Source organism: Mucilaginibacter sp. HD30, from assembly GCF_054061755.1.
The window spans coordinates 1,260,645-1,277,451 of the sequence record NZ_JBSSEO010000001.1; the positions used below are offsets into that span (position 1 = coordinate 1,260,645).

The 16,807-nt window shown below is 41.9% G+C and carries 10 protein-coding genes; 8 read left to right on the forward strand and 2 right to left on the reverse strand.

Annotation, left to right across the window (positions count from 1 at the left end):
• The first annotated feature begins 100 nt into the window (after window positions 1-100).
• The 7 genes from ACVW2L_RS06155 (at window position 101) to ACVW2L_RS06185 (ending at window position 11,085) form a co-directional block, all read left to right on the forward strand.
• Entirely contained in the window at window positions 101-1,372 is a 1,272-nt protein-coding gene (locus ACVW2L_RS06155) for a serine hydrolase domain-containing protein (RefSeq protein ID WP_457127086.1), read from the forward strand.
• A gap of 1 nt (window position 1,373) precedes the next feature.
• Window positions 1,374-1,694 carry a hypothetical protein gene (locus ACVW2L_RS06160; RefSeq protein WP_457127087.1) on the forward strand — a complete coding sequence of 107 codons (321 nt, stop codon included), beginning with the start codon at window positions 1,374-1,376 and terminating at the stop codon, window positions 1,692-1,694.
• 349 nt (window positions 1,695-2,043) lie between these two features.
• The gene (locus ACVW2L_RS06165; protein ID WP_457127088.1) at window positions 2,044-2,766 is read left to right on the forward strand and encodes a hypothetical protein; all 723 of its coding nucleotides are present in this window, start codon (window positions 2,044-2,046) and stop codon (window positions 2,764-2,766) included.
• Window positions 2,763-5,528 (forward strand): TonB-dependent receptor, encoded by a 2,766-nt coding sequence (locus ACVW2L_RS06170; protein ID WP_457127089.1) that lies wholly within the window; start codon window positions 2,763-2,765, stop codon window positions 5,526-5,528. The genes ACVW2L_RS06165 and ACVW2L_RS06170 overlap by 4 nt, the downstream gene beginning before the upstream one ends.
• A gap of 71 nt (window positions 5,529-5,599) precedes the next feature.
• Entirely contained in the window at window positions 5,600-6,805 is a 1,206-nt protein-coding gene (locus ACVW2L_RS06175; protein ID WP_457127090.1) for a DUF4249 domain-containing protein, read from the forward strand.
• A gap of 151 nt (window positions 6,806-6,956) precedes the next feature.
• The gene (locus ACVW2L_RS06180; protein WP_457127091.1) at window positions 6,957-9,302 is read left to right on the forward strand and encodes a hypothetical protein; all 2,346 of its coding nucleotides are present in this window, start codon (window positions 6,957-6,959) and stop codon (window positions 9,300-9,302) included.
• 298 nt (window positions 9,303-9,600) lie between these two features.
• Window positions 9,601-11,085, forward strand: a complete 1,485-nt coding sequence (locus ACVW2L_RS06185; RefSeq protein WP_457127092.1) for a TonB-dependent receptor — start codon at window positions 9,601-9,603, stop codon at window positions 11,083-11,085.
• 55 nt (window positions 11,086-11,140) lie between these two features.
• Here ACVW2L_RS06185 and ACVW2L_RS06190 read toward each other — a convergent pair whose 3' ends face one another.
• On the reverse strand, window positions 11,141-12,154 hold the full coding sequence (locus tag ACVW2L_RS06190; protein WP_457127093.1) for a cytochrome d ubiquinol oxidase subunit II: 1,014 nt from the start codon (window positions 12,152-12,154) through the stop codon (window positions 11,141-11,143).
• 158 nt (window positions 12,155-12,312) lie between these two features.
• Window positions 12,313-13,626 carry a cytochrome ubiquinol oxidase subunit I gene (locus ACVW2L_RS06195; protein ID WP_457127094.1) on the reverse strand — a complete coding sequence of 438 codons (1,314 nt, stop codon included), beginning with the start codon at window positions 13,624-13,626 and terminating at the stop codon, window positions 12,313-12,315.
• Between the two features lie 290 nt (window positions 13,627-13,916).
• On the opposite strand from ACVW2L_RS06195, the gene ACVW2L_RS06200 reads away from it, so the two are divergent.
• The gene (locus ACVW2L_RS06200) at window positions 13,917-16,523 is read left to right on the forward strand and encodes a M1 family metallopeptidase (RefSeq protein WP_457127095.1); all 2,607 of its coding nucleotides are present in this window, start codon (window positions 13,917-13,919) and stop codon (window positions 16,521-16,523) included.
• Window positions 16,524-16,807: the final 284 nt, after the last annotated feature.

The following is a 16,807-nucleotide window of genomic DNA, read 5'->3' on the forward strand; positions in this document are numbered from 1 at the left end:
TATATATATTTGATAGGTTTTCCAATTATAGCCACATCCATTTTAAGTATTAACGGCCAGCCAAAGGCAAAGTGGATAGTATTAATTAATAGTTTACAGTATGATAGAAGTTAACACAAGAAGAAAATTTATTAAACAAGTTGGCTTAAGTACAGCTGGTTTGGTTATTGTACCATCGCTGTTGTCGGCATTTCCAACATCAGCAAAAAGAGTTAATAATCTGCCGCGCAGCACACCCGAAGCTCAGGGTGTGTCATCAGAAGCGTTAAGCAAATTGTTTGATGCCATGGATGCCAGCGAAATTGATTTCCACAGCATTATGGTAATGCGCAACGGCTTTGTTATTGGCGAGGGATGGTGGGCACCTTATGCACCTCAATACAAACATAGTCTATACTCGTTAAGTAAAAGCTTTACGTCGTGCGCGGTAGGGTTAGCCATCAACGAAGGCCATTTTACAGTTGAAGACAACGTTATAAAATTCTTCCCCGAGCTGTTGCCTGCTCAGATCAGCCCAAATTTGGCTGCCATAAAGGTTAAACATTTGTTAACCATGAATACCGGGCATAAAACCGCACCGGGTTTAAGTGGGGTTAACTGGGCCAAAACCTTTATTGATACACCTGTAGATTTTGAGCCGGGAACCAATTACGTGTACAATACATCGGCAACGTATATGCTATCTGCCATCGTAACCAAAACCACGGGCAAAACCGCGTTGGAGTTTTTACGGCCGAGGATATTGGAGCCATTAAAAATTGAAGGCGCTGATTGGGAAGTTAGTCCGCAGGGTATTAACTCCGGTGGGGTAGGACTTCGGGTTCGCACGGAAGATATCGCAAGTTTTAGTCAGCTTTATTTGAACAAAGGCAAATGGAACGGCAAACAATTGGTGCCTGCATCATGGGTTGAAGCATCAAGCACAAGTTATTGGGACTTTAAAACCAATCCGTTTGGCGGCTCTTCGCCTAAAGAAAAGGACGACTGGCAGCAAGGCTATGGTTACCAGTTTTGGCGCACCAAACATAACGGCTTTCGGTCTGACGGGCTTTACGGGCAATTCGGTATTATATTACCTGATGAAAATTTAGTTGTTGCCATAACCGAAGAAAGTTTTAAAACCCAGCAAACGCTTGATTTTGTATGGGATATCCTTTTGCCGGGCCTAACTAAAGGTAAACTATCTGCCAACAATGCTGCGCTTGCAACCTTGAAAGCTAAACAGGTGGGCCTAAAAGTAAACTTTGCGGCGGGGCAAACCTCATCGCCTATGGCTGGTACTATATCCGGTAAAAAATTTGTTTTAGACAGTAATACATTAGGTGCAAAAGCAGTAACATTCAATATCAGTAACGGGCAACTGCGAGCTTAGTGTGCAGTTTGATAGCGGCGACCGCAAGCTTAATTATGCCTTTGGTAAATGGGAACTGTCTAAAAATGGTAAAGTGATGTATAAGCAGCTGCCTTTCCCGGTACCGGGCCTGCCAGACGTGAGTACAGAGGTTGCCGGAATAGCCACTTGGAAGGATGCCAATACCCTTTATCTGGTGGACCGCCCCGTTGAAACGGTGAACAGTGACTCGCTCACTGTTACTTTTGATGGCAGCAATGTAAAAATCGCGCTATTAAATAGTGTAGTGGAAGCAAGAAAGCAAAAAGACCCGCGCCCGGAACTTACCGGCAAATTGGGATAGCAAAATTGATCGGGTTTTTAACAGTTCTATAATACCTTTCTGACAGATATTAATAATCGAACCCCAGTGTCAACTAAAAATTTAATTTTAGCGGACACTAGGGTTCGAAGCCTTTATGATGCTCCTATCATTATTAAAAGGTTATTCCTTATCGCGCCATTAAACCATGATTGTTTTTAACGTAAAACGCAAAATTCAAAGTAATAACTTCGGGTTTAAAGATCCGTTTATAGCAAGCACGTGCTATATATTATGCCCTTATATTCAGCATTTTAGTTATATATTAAAAAATTAGTTAAAGATTATTTCTATAAACTAAAAGTTGTATGTTTGATCAATAACCTGCTTTATGACCAATAAACCCTTGGCCTTAACTATTTTATTTTTAGGTATATTTTACCGGTGTGCTCTGGCCCAGCAATTACCCGATAGCACCGCTTATAATGTGGCATTAGCTTATTACACCAACATTTCTGGCGACCAATCTGTGATATTTAACGGTTATGAATACGTTGATATACGTGCCGATAGGGGCAGCATTTTTTTTATGGACAATAAGCAATGGACAATGGCAACTATTGTTTATGATGGAAGTACGTATAAAAATGTGCCGGTTTTGTATGACAGTTTTAGCGATTTAGTCGTTGCCCGACGCAGTGATGCCCAAACAAAGTACGTTTTAAGGCCGGATAAAGCTACTCGATTTAGTTTAGGTAACCACAACTTTGCCCGCGTAGCCTCTGCTGATGTGAAAAACGCCGCCAAAGACGGGTATTACGAAGAACTTTACAACGGGCAAAGCAGCGTTATAGCTAAAAGAGGTAAAGGACGTTCTGAAACTATATATAGCGGGGAAGGCCTAAAAGTAGTATTTGAAGACGTAAATACAGTTTACATAAAAAACAATAACATCTATAACCCGGTAAAAAGCCGCGGAGACGTATTGAAATTGTTTAAAGATAAAGCCGAAGCCTTAAATAACTATATCAAATCCGGGGCTGTCAGTTTCAAGGATGGCAACGAACAGGCTATAGTAAAACTCGCAACTTATTACGATCAACTTTCGCTATGAAGCTATTTTATCTCCTTGTCACAAGTACTTTATTTTTCATAGCGCCATCGTTTGCGCAGGATAGACTTATCACGGTTAACTTTCAACAAGCCGGCATTAAGCAGGTAGTAACCGATATTGAAAGTAAGAGCGACTACTATTTTTATTACGATGCCGCTCAGTTTGATAGCCTGCGCGTAACCATGACAGCCGAGCGGAAACCGCTTACTGCCATATTAGACGAGGCCTTTAAAAATACAGCCTATAAATATACTATTACCAATAAGCAGGTTTTCTTAACCAAGGCCAGGATTATTGACGCAACAATAGTTGACCAATATTTCGCCGGGACGGTAAGCAACTCGCCGGCTGCGGCCGTTTTAAATGATCCTGCTACTGTAAAAGATAACACAACAGAGAAAGCCGTAGAGGCAGTGTCTGAGAATAAGGTATACGTTATTGGCTTACCTACAAACAACATTACCCCGGGTAAGGCCACACTCACGGGCTATTTAAGAGATGTTACATCTGGCGAACCTGTTGTGGGCGCAAGTATTTATATACCCTCAACACAGCAGGGTGTAGCTACCAATACCTTTGGGTTTTATACGGTAACCCTGCCTAAAGGCGCTACTACAATGCAAATAAAGGGCCTAGGTATGCGCGATACCAAGCGACAGCTAATGGTGTATGGCGATGGGCGACTAAATATTGAAATGCAGGAACAGGTAACAGCCTTAAAAGAGGTGAAAATATCTGCCGAAAAAGTGGCCAACGTTCGCAGCACAGATATGGGTGTAACGCGGCTGGATATTAAAACTATAAAGCAAGTGCCAACTGTTTTTGGCGAAACAGATGTTTTGCGGGTAGTTTTAACCTTACCCGGCGTACAAAGCGTGGGCGAAGCCAGTACAGGCTTTAACGTGCGTGGCGGTGCAGCAGATCAGAATTTGATTTTGTTTAATGATGCCACTATATACAACCCTGCTCACTTCTTCGGTTTCTTTTCGGCTTTTGACCCGGATCTTGTTAAAGACGTAGAGTTATACAAGAGTACCATACCCGAAAAATATGGAGGTCGTTTATCATCTGTATTGGAAGTTACCAACCGCGAAGGCAACCGAAAGAAATATACCGGATCTGCAGCAGTGGGTTTACTTACCAGTCGTCTTTATGTAGAAGGGCCTATTGATAGCAACAGAACGTCGTTTATTTTTGGTGGCCGCACAACATACGCAGACTGGCTGCTAAAAAGTCTTAAGCAACCATCATATAAAAACAGTAGCGCTTCTTTTTACGATCTGAACCTTGGCATTAACCATCAAATAAATGAGAAGAACCAATTATATCTATCGGCTTACCTGAGTAATGACGGTTTTAAGTTGAATGGGGATACCAGTTATAAATACGGAAACAGTAACCTATCACTTAAATGGAGGCACACATTTAGTAATAAGTTATACGGCGTTTTTACAGGTGGATATGATTATTACAGATATGGTATACAAAGTGATGTAAGCCCTGCTAATGCCTATAGTTTTGATTTTAATATACGGCAATTAAACTTGCGTACTGATTTTAACTATTACCTAAACCCTAAAAATACACTTAATATAGGGTTTAATAGTATTTTGTACAAACTTAACCCAGGTAGCAATCAACCGTTGGGTCAAAAATCAATTATAAAGCCAGACGTTGTACCGGCAGAGCAGGCGCTTGAGAGTGCACTTTATATTGGCGATAAGATGGATGTTACCTCGAATTTATCATTCAATTTAGGTATGCGCTTCTCTATGTTTAATTACATGGGCCCGCAAGCTGTAAATACCTATGCACCCGGACTGCCAACAACGCAATACAATATTATAGGCACCAATACTTATGGCAGCGGAAGCTTTATCAAAACCTACGTTAATCCCGAAATACGCACATCGGCGCGTTATACACTTGGCGATGATTTTTCTGTTAAAGCCAGCTACAACACCTTAAGGCAATATATTCACCTATTATCAAACACCACAGCGATATCGCCTACAGACGTTTGGAAACTTAGCGACCCCAATATAAAACCGCAAAAGGGAAGTCAGGTATCGTTGGGGCTTTATCGCAACTTCAAATCAAACACGATAGAAACTTCTGTAGAGGTTTATTACAAAACGCTTGATAACTATTTAGATTACCGCAGCGGTGCCAAACTGGTATTAAATCATAATATTGAAAATGATGTGTTACCGGTTAAAGGAAAATCATATGGTGTTGAGTTATTTTTAAAGAAAACCACGGGCAAATTGAATGGTTGGATAAGCTATACCTATTCGCGCATTTTACTTCAGCAAAACGATAAAAATTTAGGCGAACTAATTAACCGGGGAGAATGGTATCCGGCTAATTACGACAAGCCCCACGCTGTTAATCTTATCGGTAACTACAGATTTTCGCACCGTTATAGTATATCTTTTAACGGAGTGTACAGCACGGGCAGGCCAATAACTTTGCCCATCACCCGTTTTTCCTATGCGGGTTCTGATCGTATTTTTTATTCTGATCGTAATCAATACCGCATACCTGATTATTTCAGGTTTGACTTATCTGCTACATTTGAGCCTAACCACCGTATTAACCAGCGTTTCCACAGTTCATGGACAGTGGGTGTATATAATGTTACCGGCAGGCACAATCCATATTCTACTTATTACGTATCAGAAGGTGGTAAAGTAAACGGTTATCAACTTTCAATTTTTGCTTCAGCTATACCTTTTGTAAATTATAACATACGATTTTAGATGAATCTGTACATGAGATTACGAGAAAAACATATCACCTATCGGAGAAAGCAATTATTACCAACACAACTATGATGAAACATATTGTAAATAGTATAAAAACAGGCAAATATTTATTGGTTGCAGCTTTATTTGGTTTTATAACGCTATATGGTTGTAAACAACAGTTCACGCCTGTATTAGATGACGTAAATCCCAATTATATTGTTGTTGAGGGCCTGATAAACACCGGTACCGATTCAACAATATTTACTATAAGCCGTACATTTAAATTAGAAAAAAATGCAGTTGTTACCCCCGAAAAGGGAGCTGTTTTACAAGTAGAAAGCGAGGCAGGTATTACCTATGTGCTGCCCGAACTTGTTAAAAGCGGAACATACGGCAGGCCAGCGCTAAACCTTGATCAAACAAAAAAATACCGGCTACGCATACGCACCAAGGACAATAAAGAGTATCTGTCTGACTTCGTAGAAAGTCGCACTGCACCACCTATTGATAACGTTACTTTTGATTATAAAAATGAGGCGGTAAATATATATGTGAATGCCCATGACCCATCAGCTAAAAGTCGCTATTACCGTTATAATTATATAGAAACCTGGCAATACAGGGCAGATTTGCTTTCTGATTTTAAGGTGGAAAACCATCAGATCAAGCAAAGGGTTTATCCGGAAGACGATCTTTTTAATTGTTATCAAACAGCAAACTCGAAGGATATAGTTTTAGCTTCTACAACCAAACTAACAGAGGATAGGGTGGCAGATAAACCAGTATATTCTTTAGCAAAAGGTAATACTAAACTCTATCTAGGGTATAGTTTATTAATCAGGCAAACCGTTTTAACAAAAGAAGGATTTGAATTTTGGGATGCGCTGAAAAAAAATACAGAGAGTGTAGGAAGCATTTTTGATGCCCAACCGTCGCAATTGTTCGGTAACATCCGGTCAACTACAAATCCAACAGCAGTTGTTATTGGTTTTATAAGCGCAGGCACAGTAGCAGAAAAGCGGATTTTCATCAGCACACAAGATATACCGACAGATTTCTATATTCGACGTAATATTGATTCAACCTGTATTAAAGCAACTAGAAGTATTCTGTTGGGAGCGCCGGTGAAAGAATTTTTAACAGGCCCCGATAGGCCTGTTTTTACACCTATTGAAGAGATTTATGCCCCAATGGTTGGTTTGATTGGTTACAAAGCTACAGACGTGCTTCCGTGTGTAGATTGCCGTACACAGGGGGGAACTAATAAACGGCCATCTTACTGGAGATAAAACGTTGAAAAAATGTGCTTGGTGATAACGGAAAAATGATTGCAATATGTTTAAAAATAGAACTGCGCAGAACAAAATGAATGTAACACCATTTTATTGGTATTAAAATATGAGAAGAGTGAACCAATGCCTTTTATCAAAGAGAATTCTTATGATAGTATTTTCAATTATCGCAACTCTTGGGGCCAAAGCACAAGGCTTAATTGAACTTAAAACCAACATTGAAAATTACAAGAAAAATGTTTTACATGAAAAATTATACCTGCACGTAAACAAAGACTTTTTTATTACAGGCGAGATACTATGGTTTAAAGTGTATAATGTTGAGGGAGCATCGCATGTTCCGCTTGATTTGAGCAAAGTTGCTTATATAGAACTTTTAGACAGTAAGCATGTATCAGTATTGCAAACAAAGGTTACCCTTAAAAACGGGCAAGGCAGCGGTTCTGTTTATCTCCCAGCATCTATAGCGAACGGAAACTATCTGATCAGGGCTTATACGGCCTGGATGAAAAATTTTGATGCTGATAGTTTTTTTGAAAAGGCCATAACAGTAGTAAATCTATCTCAACAGCCTGAAAGGGCAACTTTATCAGCCTCAGATTTTGATGTGCAGTTTATGCCTGAAGGGGGCAATCTGGTGGCGAATCTGAGCAGCAAAGTGGCCGTAAAAGTTAGCGACCATCATGGAAGAGGTGTAAATTACAGGGGCGAAATAGTAGATCAAAATAATGATACGGTAGCCAGGTTTAGTCCATTAAAAATGGGGATAGGAACGTTCCTTTTTACGCCGGCTGCCGGCAAAACTTATAAAGCAATAGTAAAAGTTGGCAATAAGACGGTAACTAAAATCTTACCCGCTGTAAATACTAATGGATACGTTTTACAGGCAGAAGACAAAGGCGCAGCGTGGGACGTAACTGTAAGTACGAGAGGCGGCAACCCGTCAGAGAATTTATACGCTTTACTGCATACCAGTACGAGTGTGCAAGCTGCTACAGAATTAGTGATGACTAATAGCTTAGGGCGCTATTCTATCGAAAAAAGTAAACTTACAGAAGGTGTTAATCAGCTTACGGTATTTAACGCGCAACGCCAGCCGGTTTGTGAGCGACTTATATTTAAGCGACCGGGCAAGCTGTTAAAGATAGACGCAAAACCGGATGCTGCATCTTATGATAAGCGCCAAAAGGTAAGTCTTGATGTAAGTACGCTTGATGAGGCATCAAAAGCTGAGGCGGCTTCGCTTTCAATTTCGGTTTACCGCCTCGATTCGCTCCAGAGAACGGATGAAGCCGGCATTAACAGCTTTTTGTGGTTAAGCGCTGATATAAAAGGTATAGTGGAATCGCCCGATTACTATTTTAAAGACGATAGCAAAGAAACAAATACCGCGATTGACAATCTTTTACTCGCGCAGGGATGGCGGGCCTTTAACTGGACTGACGCAACTTCCGGTCAAAAACCTACATTTAAATTTCCTCCAGAATATGACGGTCAAATTCTGTCCGGAACCATTAGCAATAGTATTTCCGGACTCCCTGCACCTAACACTATAACTTATATTTCGTTTCCGGGTAAAAAGGCAAGGTTATTCGCAGCTCGTTCTGATGCTAAGGGACATTTTAGCTTCAACTCAGGCTTTATATATGGCACCAGTGAGGTAGTATTGCAGGCTAACCATTATATAGATAGTACAGCCTACAAAATAGACCTGGTAAGTCCGTTTTCTGATAAGTTCTCCACTACGCAAATACCCGCATTTAATATAAGCACAGCGCATAAGCCATTGTTAACAGAACATAGCTTGAGTATGCAGGTTCAGAACACTTATCAAACAGCAGGTATGAAGCGCTTTTATTCCACAGACACCGATTCTACATCGTTTTATGGTGCGCCTGCGGCAACATTCGCATTAGATCAGTTTACCCGTTTTACAACTATGGAGGAAGTGATACGGGAATTTATATCCCAGATTTTTTTAGTGAGAAAGGACAAAAAACTATACCTGAAGGCCTTTAATGAGCGTAGGGTGCTTAATAATGACCCCTTAGTTATGGTTGATGGGGTGCCTTTGTTTGACAATAATAAAATTTTTGAGGTGGATCCTTTGAAAATAAAAACGGTTGAGGTATTACCTGAACGTGTATTTAAAGGCGCCACTGTGTTTGAAGGACTGATAAATTTTTCTACTTACAAAGGCGACATGGCCAGCTTTGAGCTAAACCCTAAAGCTGTTTTGCTTGATTATGAGGGTTTGCAACAGCAAAGGCAATTTTATTCTCCTGTATATGATAGCAGTGACGAGAGGGTATCGCGCTTGCCTGATTTTAGAAATGCGCTTTATTGGAACCCGGACTTACCCACAGGGCCGGATGGTAAAGCGGGTGTGAGCTATTTTACATCTGATGTAACAGGCAAATACATTGGCGTATTACAAGGTATTAGCAACAATGGCCGCACCGGATCTGCTTATTTCTCGTTCGATGTAAAATAGTAATGAATATTTCCTAAAAAGGATCATAATAAATAGCCGGTTTTAATTGAGCAGCAATTAAAGCCGGTTTTGCTTTTTAAAGCGTTTTGAATAAACCATTTACGCCTTTGCATATCAAATGAAACACGCGGCATTACGGCACATAAAAACAATTTTATGGTTAGTGCCTTTATTATATAAAAGGATTTATTTCTTTGCGTTTTTTTTAATTTAGGCTGTTCAATATTAAAAAAATCGTATTTTTATATTCATCTAAAAGAAGATACGTTAACGGCATTCTTTAAAAACCCCTGAAAATATGGCTGTTAGTTACAACAAAGACCTCGGAACCAAACAAAAAGCCCTGGCTGTAAATTTAGACTCGCGCATATACGGGTCATTTGCCGAAATAGGGGCGGGACAGGATGTTGCGGCTAATTTTTTTAAAGCAGGGGCCTCTTCTGGTACCATAGCTAAAACTATGTCGGCTTATGATATGGTGGTTTCTGATGCCATATACGGCACTCAGAAAGTGCGCAGGTATGTCAGTGAGCCGCGTTTAATGGCCATGCTGCAGCACGAATATGGTTTAATTGTTGAGCGATTGGCAGCGCAACGTGGTGATAACACTACCTTCTTTGCCTTATGCGATACAATATCGGCTCTTAATTATCACAAAACCAATGAGGGGCATGGATGGATGGGTCTTAGATTTCAATTGAAACCTAATGGTCCTTCTAATGATGTTATAATGCACGTAAAATTATTGGATAATGATAATAATTTGCAGCAGCAAGCGGTTGGTGTTTTGGGTGTAAACTTGCTTTACGCCTGTTTTTATTATCACGAAAATCCGCCATTGTTCCTGTTATCTCTTATGGATGACCTCTCGCCTGATCGGATTCAGATTGACATGATCCGTTTTGAGGGGCCTGATTTTGTTAAGGTAGATAACCGGTTAATGAGTCTTCATTTGGTAAAATATGGTTTTTCTGATGCGGCAGTATTTGGCGCGGATGGTAAAAACATGCAACCATCAGAAGCGCTGTATAAAAAACATGCAGTAGTTATCAGGGGGCGTTTCAGGCCGGTTATTAATGTCCACCTGGACATGCTTAATACTGGTGTAAAGCAGTTTATGCAGGAAGCCGATGTTGATAAAGATAATGTGATGGTAGTTGCCGAACTTACGCTGCAGTCGCTAAAAGAACGTGATGCCGATCCGCTGGCAGAAATTGATGAAAAAGATTTTTTGGATAGGGTTGATATACTTTGCTCGCTTGGGCAAACCGTTATGATATCCAATTTTCATGAGTACTATAAATTGGTGGCCTACTTATCTAAAATAACCAAGCTTAAATTGGGCGTTGTATTAGGTTATCCTAACCTGGAGTATATTTTTGCTGAGGAGCACTACCAGGACCTGCAAGGCGGGATATTGGAGTCGTTTGCTACATTGTTCAGTCGTAAGGTAAAATTGTTTATTTATCCCACTTTGCGCGATGGTGTTATATACAACTGCCTTCGGTTTTATCCGCCTCCGCATTTGATAGACTTGTATCGCTACCTTATAGCCAACAATAAAATAGAAGATATAAGACATTACAAAGAGAGCAACCTTAATGTGCAAACCGACAAGGTGCTTCAAATGATAAAGCAGGGCGCAGCAGGTTGGGAAGAATATGTCCCGGCCGAGGTTGCTGTAATGATAAAGGATAGATGTCTTTTTGGTTTTGCCTGCGATGCGCCTAAAACTGCTGCGACTATAATTGCAGAAGGTTCCGGCCAGGAAACGATTAAATAATTGCCGTAATATAACGACAGTTATGGCCGGTTAGCTACCGGTGTTATCCAGGTGGTCAATCGTGGTCTGTATGGCCGCGGAAGCTGTAAAACAGGTAGCCCAAAGCGGGAAGAATAAACAGACTGCCAATTAGTAAGGCACCGCCCAGTGTATTGATAGTGCCGGCAGGTGCGTGATTGGATAGCAATGATAAATGTTCGCCGTTTTTTACTGTGATAAAAGAGGGGTAGTGTGTAAAGCCCACGGATAGCAATATCATGCTTACTTGAAATGCTGCGTAAACACGAACAATGTTTTTTTTACCCTTATTAATGCTGACCCACAGCAACACGAGAGAAATTGACGCCAGGATAACCGCCGTTAAACTAACCGGGTTTCCAAAGATCCATTTAGCCATGCGGATATCGTTTGTTTCTGCGGCAAGGAACACCAATCCGCCACAGAAGAACGCCACTATGTTTAGCACTTTGGCCTTTTTAATGAAGCGCTTTATGTCAAAATCATCTTCAGCCTCGCCTATTAAATAAATGGCGGCCAGGAATCCGCAGAGCGCAACGGTAAATAAACCCACGGCTACTGAGAACCAGTTTAACCAGCTAAAAACATACGCGTCGGCAAAATTGGTTGCGCCGGGATCTATTTTTCGCGATAACGCACTTCCGGCGATAATGCCTAAAAACAGTGGCGTTAAAAAGCTGGAGTAAACAAAGATCCTGTTATAAAGCGTTTGGGTACGATAACCTTTAATAGCATCGTAGTGCCTAAAAGTAAAGGCTGTACCGCGTGCAATAATACCCATAAGCATAGCTAAAATTGGTATATGCAGATAGGTACACATGGCACTGTAGATCTCGGGAAAGCCAACAAACAAAATTACCACTGCAATAATTAACCACATGTGGTTAGCCTCCCAAACCGGGCCGATAGCCTGGTAACTGGTAGAGCGCGTACGCTGCCTGTTAGCCTCGGACGTAAACAGCTCAATTATACCCGCGCCAAAATCGGCCCCGCCCAACAAAAAGTATAGCAGGATAGCGAGACACAGAAAAAGGATTACAATAGTTAGCATCTTTTTTAGTTTATGGTTGATGGTTCATAGATCATGGGGTTGTTTAGTCCATAGTCGATGGCCCATACCATAGTTGTTTTGTATTTATTTACTAATCTTTAATCGTCAATCTTTAAAGCCAATCAATAGTTCACCCAATCACCCATTCGCTAATTCACTCATTCCTTCACGTCATACACCACCGGCACCATTTTTATTTGCCTTTGCAGTAATACAATTACCGCCACGCTTAAGGTAAAATAAATAAAGGTGAACAGGTAAAACGAATACTGAATGCCGGGCATTGGTGTAACCGCGTCGGCAGTGCGCATTATATCCTGAATTATCCAGGGTTGGCGGCCAACTTCTGTCACTGTCCATCCGGCCTCAAGCGCGATAAATCCCAATGGTGTAGCAAAGATAAATAACCTTAAAAACCAGGGCTTAAACAGCCAATTATGCTTTTTCCAAATGGCAAACAGGTAGGTGATACCCATCGCCATCATTATCATTCCTAAACCCACCATTATCTGGAAGGCATAGTGGGTAATTGCTACCGGCGGCTGCTCATTAACAGGGATCTGGTCTAAACCCTTAACCGCTGTTTTAAAATCATCATGCACCAAAAAACTAAGCATACCGGGTATTTCAATACCATAGTTTACCTTCTTAGTAGCAGTATCTGGTATACCGCCAATAACAAGGGGCGCGTATTCCTGTGTATGAAAATAGGCTTCCATAGCGGCCAGTTTAGCAGGCTGACGTTTTGCAGCATGCTTGGCAGATATATCGCCGCTTATAGGTTGTAACAGCGCGGCAACAGCGCCAAACACAATAGCAATTTTAAAAGCCCGCGTATGGAAAGATATGTTTTGTTTACGGTAGATCATTAGCGCGTGTATACCCGCAACCGCAAAGCCTGTTGCCGCAAAGGCTGCAATCGTCATGTGCAGCGACTCGCTGAACCAGGCGCCATTGAACATGGCTTTTATAGGGTCTATATTGGTGTATTTGCCGTCCTTGTAATCGAAACCCGACGGACTATTCATCCACGCATTGGCAGATACCACTAATATGCCGGATAGTATCCCGCTTACGCCAACCAATACACCCGTAAGCCAGTGAAACCATTTATTAAACTTGTTCCATCCGTATAAAAAGAAACCTAAAGCTATTGCTTCAATAAAAAACGCTACACCCTCTAAAGAGAAGGGCATACCGAATATAGGCCCCGCGTGCAGCATAAATTTGGGCCATAAAAGGCCCAACTCAAAAGATAGCATAGTACCGGATACGGCACCGGTTGCGAAGAAGATAGCCACGCCTTTGCTCCAGGCCTGGGTAATGTTTTTATAAACTATGTTGCCTGTTTTAATGTATTTGTAATGCGCAATTGCCATAAAAACAGGCATCACCATCCCGATGCACGAGTAGATGATGTGGAAGCCCAGCGACAGGGCCATTTGTGAACGGGCGGCTAAAAAATCATCCATTTAAAGGCGAATAAACAGTGCTAAGATAGGCCAAAGTGTATAAACACTGTTACACGTAATATTATTCTGCGTCTATTACAGATAATATATAATGATTTTAAACTACGATTTGTAGGATTTATATAATTTAAAGATCATAGAAATTGGTGAATTTGTCTATTAGAAAATGGAACCTTGATATTAAATTGCAATATTTAGCATAATATTATACCGGTATAAAAGTTAATCCTGTAGTCTTTTAATCCCACGAATCCTGGTTCAAATAATAGTTCAGACAAATAGTCCACAATATGAAGTTTAACAAAATCCTTTTAGCCATAACGCTTACCGCGCCCACTTTTGCAGCAAATGCCCAAACCCCTGCACCGGCAGCACCAAAGTACGATCAGCATCAGGTTTTTAAACCTTTGTTTTATCCTGATAAGGCAAACGAGTATCGCACCGCGGGTGGCGCACCCGGCGTTAAATACTGGCAAAACCGCGCCGATTATAATTTGAACATTACGCTGGATACGGCTAAAAATCGCGTCAGCGGTAGTGCGTTAATAACCTACACCAATAACAGCCCCGATGCTTTGCCATTTTTATGGTTGCAGCTGGATCAGAATATTTTCCGCGAGGATTCGCGCGCGCAGGAAACAAGTAATGTTAATGGTGGCAGATTTGCTAACCGAACTTATACTCAGGGCGACGAAATTAAGGCCGTAAGCATTATTGCAGACGGCAAGGTTACGAAAGTTGATTATATAGTTACCGATACCCGTATGCAGATAAAACTGGCATCGGCACTAAAACCTACCGGCGCGAAGATCCAGATAAAAATTGATTACGCTTTTGAAATACCCGAGTACGGTACAGATAGGATGGGCCGCATGGAAACTGTTAACGGCTGGCTTTACGAGGTTGCGCAGTGGTACCCGCGCATGGAAGTTTATGACGATGTAAGCGGTTGGAACACCCTGCCCTATTTAGGGGCCGGAGAGTTTTACCTGGAGTATGGCGATTTTGACTATACCATAACCGCACCGGGCAACATGCTGGTAGTCGGATCAGGCGAGTTGGTTAATCCGGCCGAGGTTTATACACCAGTCACTATTGCTAAACTAAACGCTGCAAAAGGCAGCGACAAAACGCTGATGATACGCAGCGAGGCAGATATTAACAGCGGCGCTAAGTTCGGCCTTGCTAAATCTAACCTTACCTGGCACTTTGTATGCAAAAACGCCCGCGATGTGGCCTGGGCAGCATCAAAGGCTTTTGTATGGGATGCGGCACGGATTAATCTGCCAAGCGGAAGAAAAGCTTTGGCGCAATCTGTTTACCCGGCGGAGAATGGTAAGCAGGAGAGTTGGGGCCGGTCTACCGAATATGTAAAGGCCACCATAGAGCAGTCATCAAAAAGATGGTTTGAATATAGTTACCCGGTTGCTACCAATGTAGCTGGCGTTGTAGGCGGTATGGAGTACCCGGGCATTGTGTTTTGCGGCGCCGGGAGCTTAGGAAGCTCGTTGTGGAACGTAACCAACCATGAGTTTGGGCATAACTGGTTCCCGATGATAGTTGGTTCTAACGAGCGCAAGTATGCCTGGATGGACGAAGGCTTTAACACCTTTATTAATAATTTAGATACCAAACAGTTTAATAAGGGAGAATATTTTGAAAAGGAAGATGTTCAGAAACAAGCTCCGGGTATGTTCGGCGAAGAGGCAGAGCCTATTATGAGTTTACCTGATGTGATACAGGAGAGTTACTTAGGCAATGCCGCGTACAATAAACCTGCTTTGGGCCTTACCATCTTACGCGAACAGATATTAGGTGAGAAACGCTTCGATTACGCCTTTAATACATACATAAAGCGCTGGGCCTTTAAGCACCCTACACCCTGGGATTTTTTCCATACGATGGATAACGCCGCAGGCGAGGACTTGAGCTGGTTTTGGAACGAGTGGTTTTTAACGACATGGAAATTGGATCAGGCGGTGCGGCAAATAGATTATGTGGAAGAAGATCCTAAAAAAGGAGCGTTGATAACGATTGAAAACGCTGAAGAAATGGCCCTGCCCGTAACGATTGAAGTAGTTGAGGATAATGGTAAGACGGGTACTATAAATCTGCCGGCAGAAATTTGGCAGCGCGGCGGCATCTGGACGTTTTTATATCCGTCAACCGCCAAGCTTAAAATGGTTACTATAGATCCGGAACACACTTTACCCGACATCAACACCAACAACAACTATTTTAGCGGACAAACAGTTGAAGCCGGAGTTACCGCTGCCGCCGTAATAAAAAAATATTTGGATGCCGTTGGTGGTACAGAAAAGGTTAAAGCGCTGAAAGACATAAGTATTACCGCCGAAGGAAGCTTACAAGGCGCTGCCTTAAAACTGGTAAGCATTTATAATGCGCCTGCCCAATATGTTTATAATGTAACGGTACCTGCTTATAATAATGCGCCCGTGCTGCAAATTGCCAACAACCGCGATAGCTTGAAGGTAAGCCAGACAGGAAAAGAATACCCTGTTGACAATGCTACAGCCGAACAGGTAAAAGCGCGCTATTCATTTTTTCCCGAATTGCAATTTGATAAACCCGGTTACAGTGTAACGCTTGATCCGGCAATGCAGGTGGTAGGTAAAGACCTGGCTTATCTGGTAAATATCGCCTATCCTGGCGGCACAGTGGTTAAAGCTTATTTTGATCAGAAAACAGGCTTAAAGGTAAGGCAATACACCGATGTTGAGGGCGCCAGCATAACCGAGTGGACCGATTACCGCGACACACCGGCGGGGATTAAAGTGCCTTATAAAGTAAGCACCAGTCTAATGGGCCAGCCGGTAGATTTTGAGGTGAAAGAGGTGAAGGTGAATAGTGGGGTTGGGGCAGAGGTGTTTAAGTAGGTTAAGGTGTCCATGATTTAATTGTCATTAGCAGGTCAGAAGCAATCGCACGGAGAACGTTCGCTGTAGTGCGATTACACGTTATAAAGAGCGATGTGTGGATATCTCTTTAAGCTGAGCCATATCCTCGGTCCGCTGGGAATCTCCACAGGAAATCACCAGGCTGCGCTCGTGATGACGACAGAGGATAGTAAATAGATTGCGGATCTATAGGCTGGCACAACAATGCCTCCCATGTTGCTAATGTGTTGTTATTCTGTTGCAAAAAATGGCAAAAAACAGCT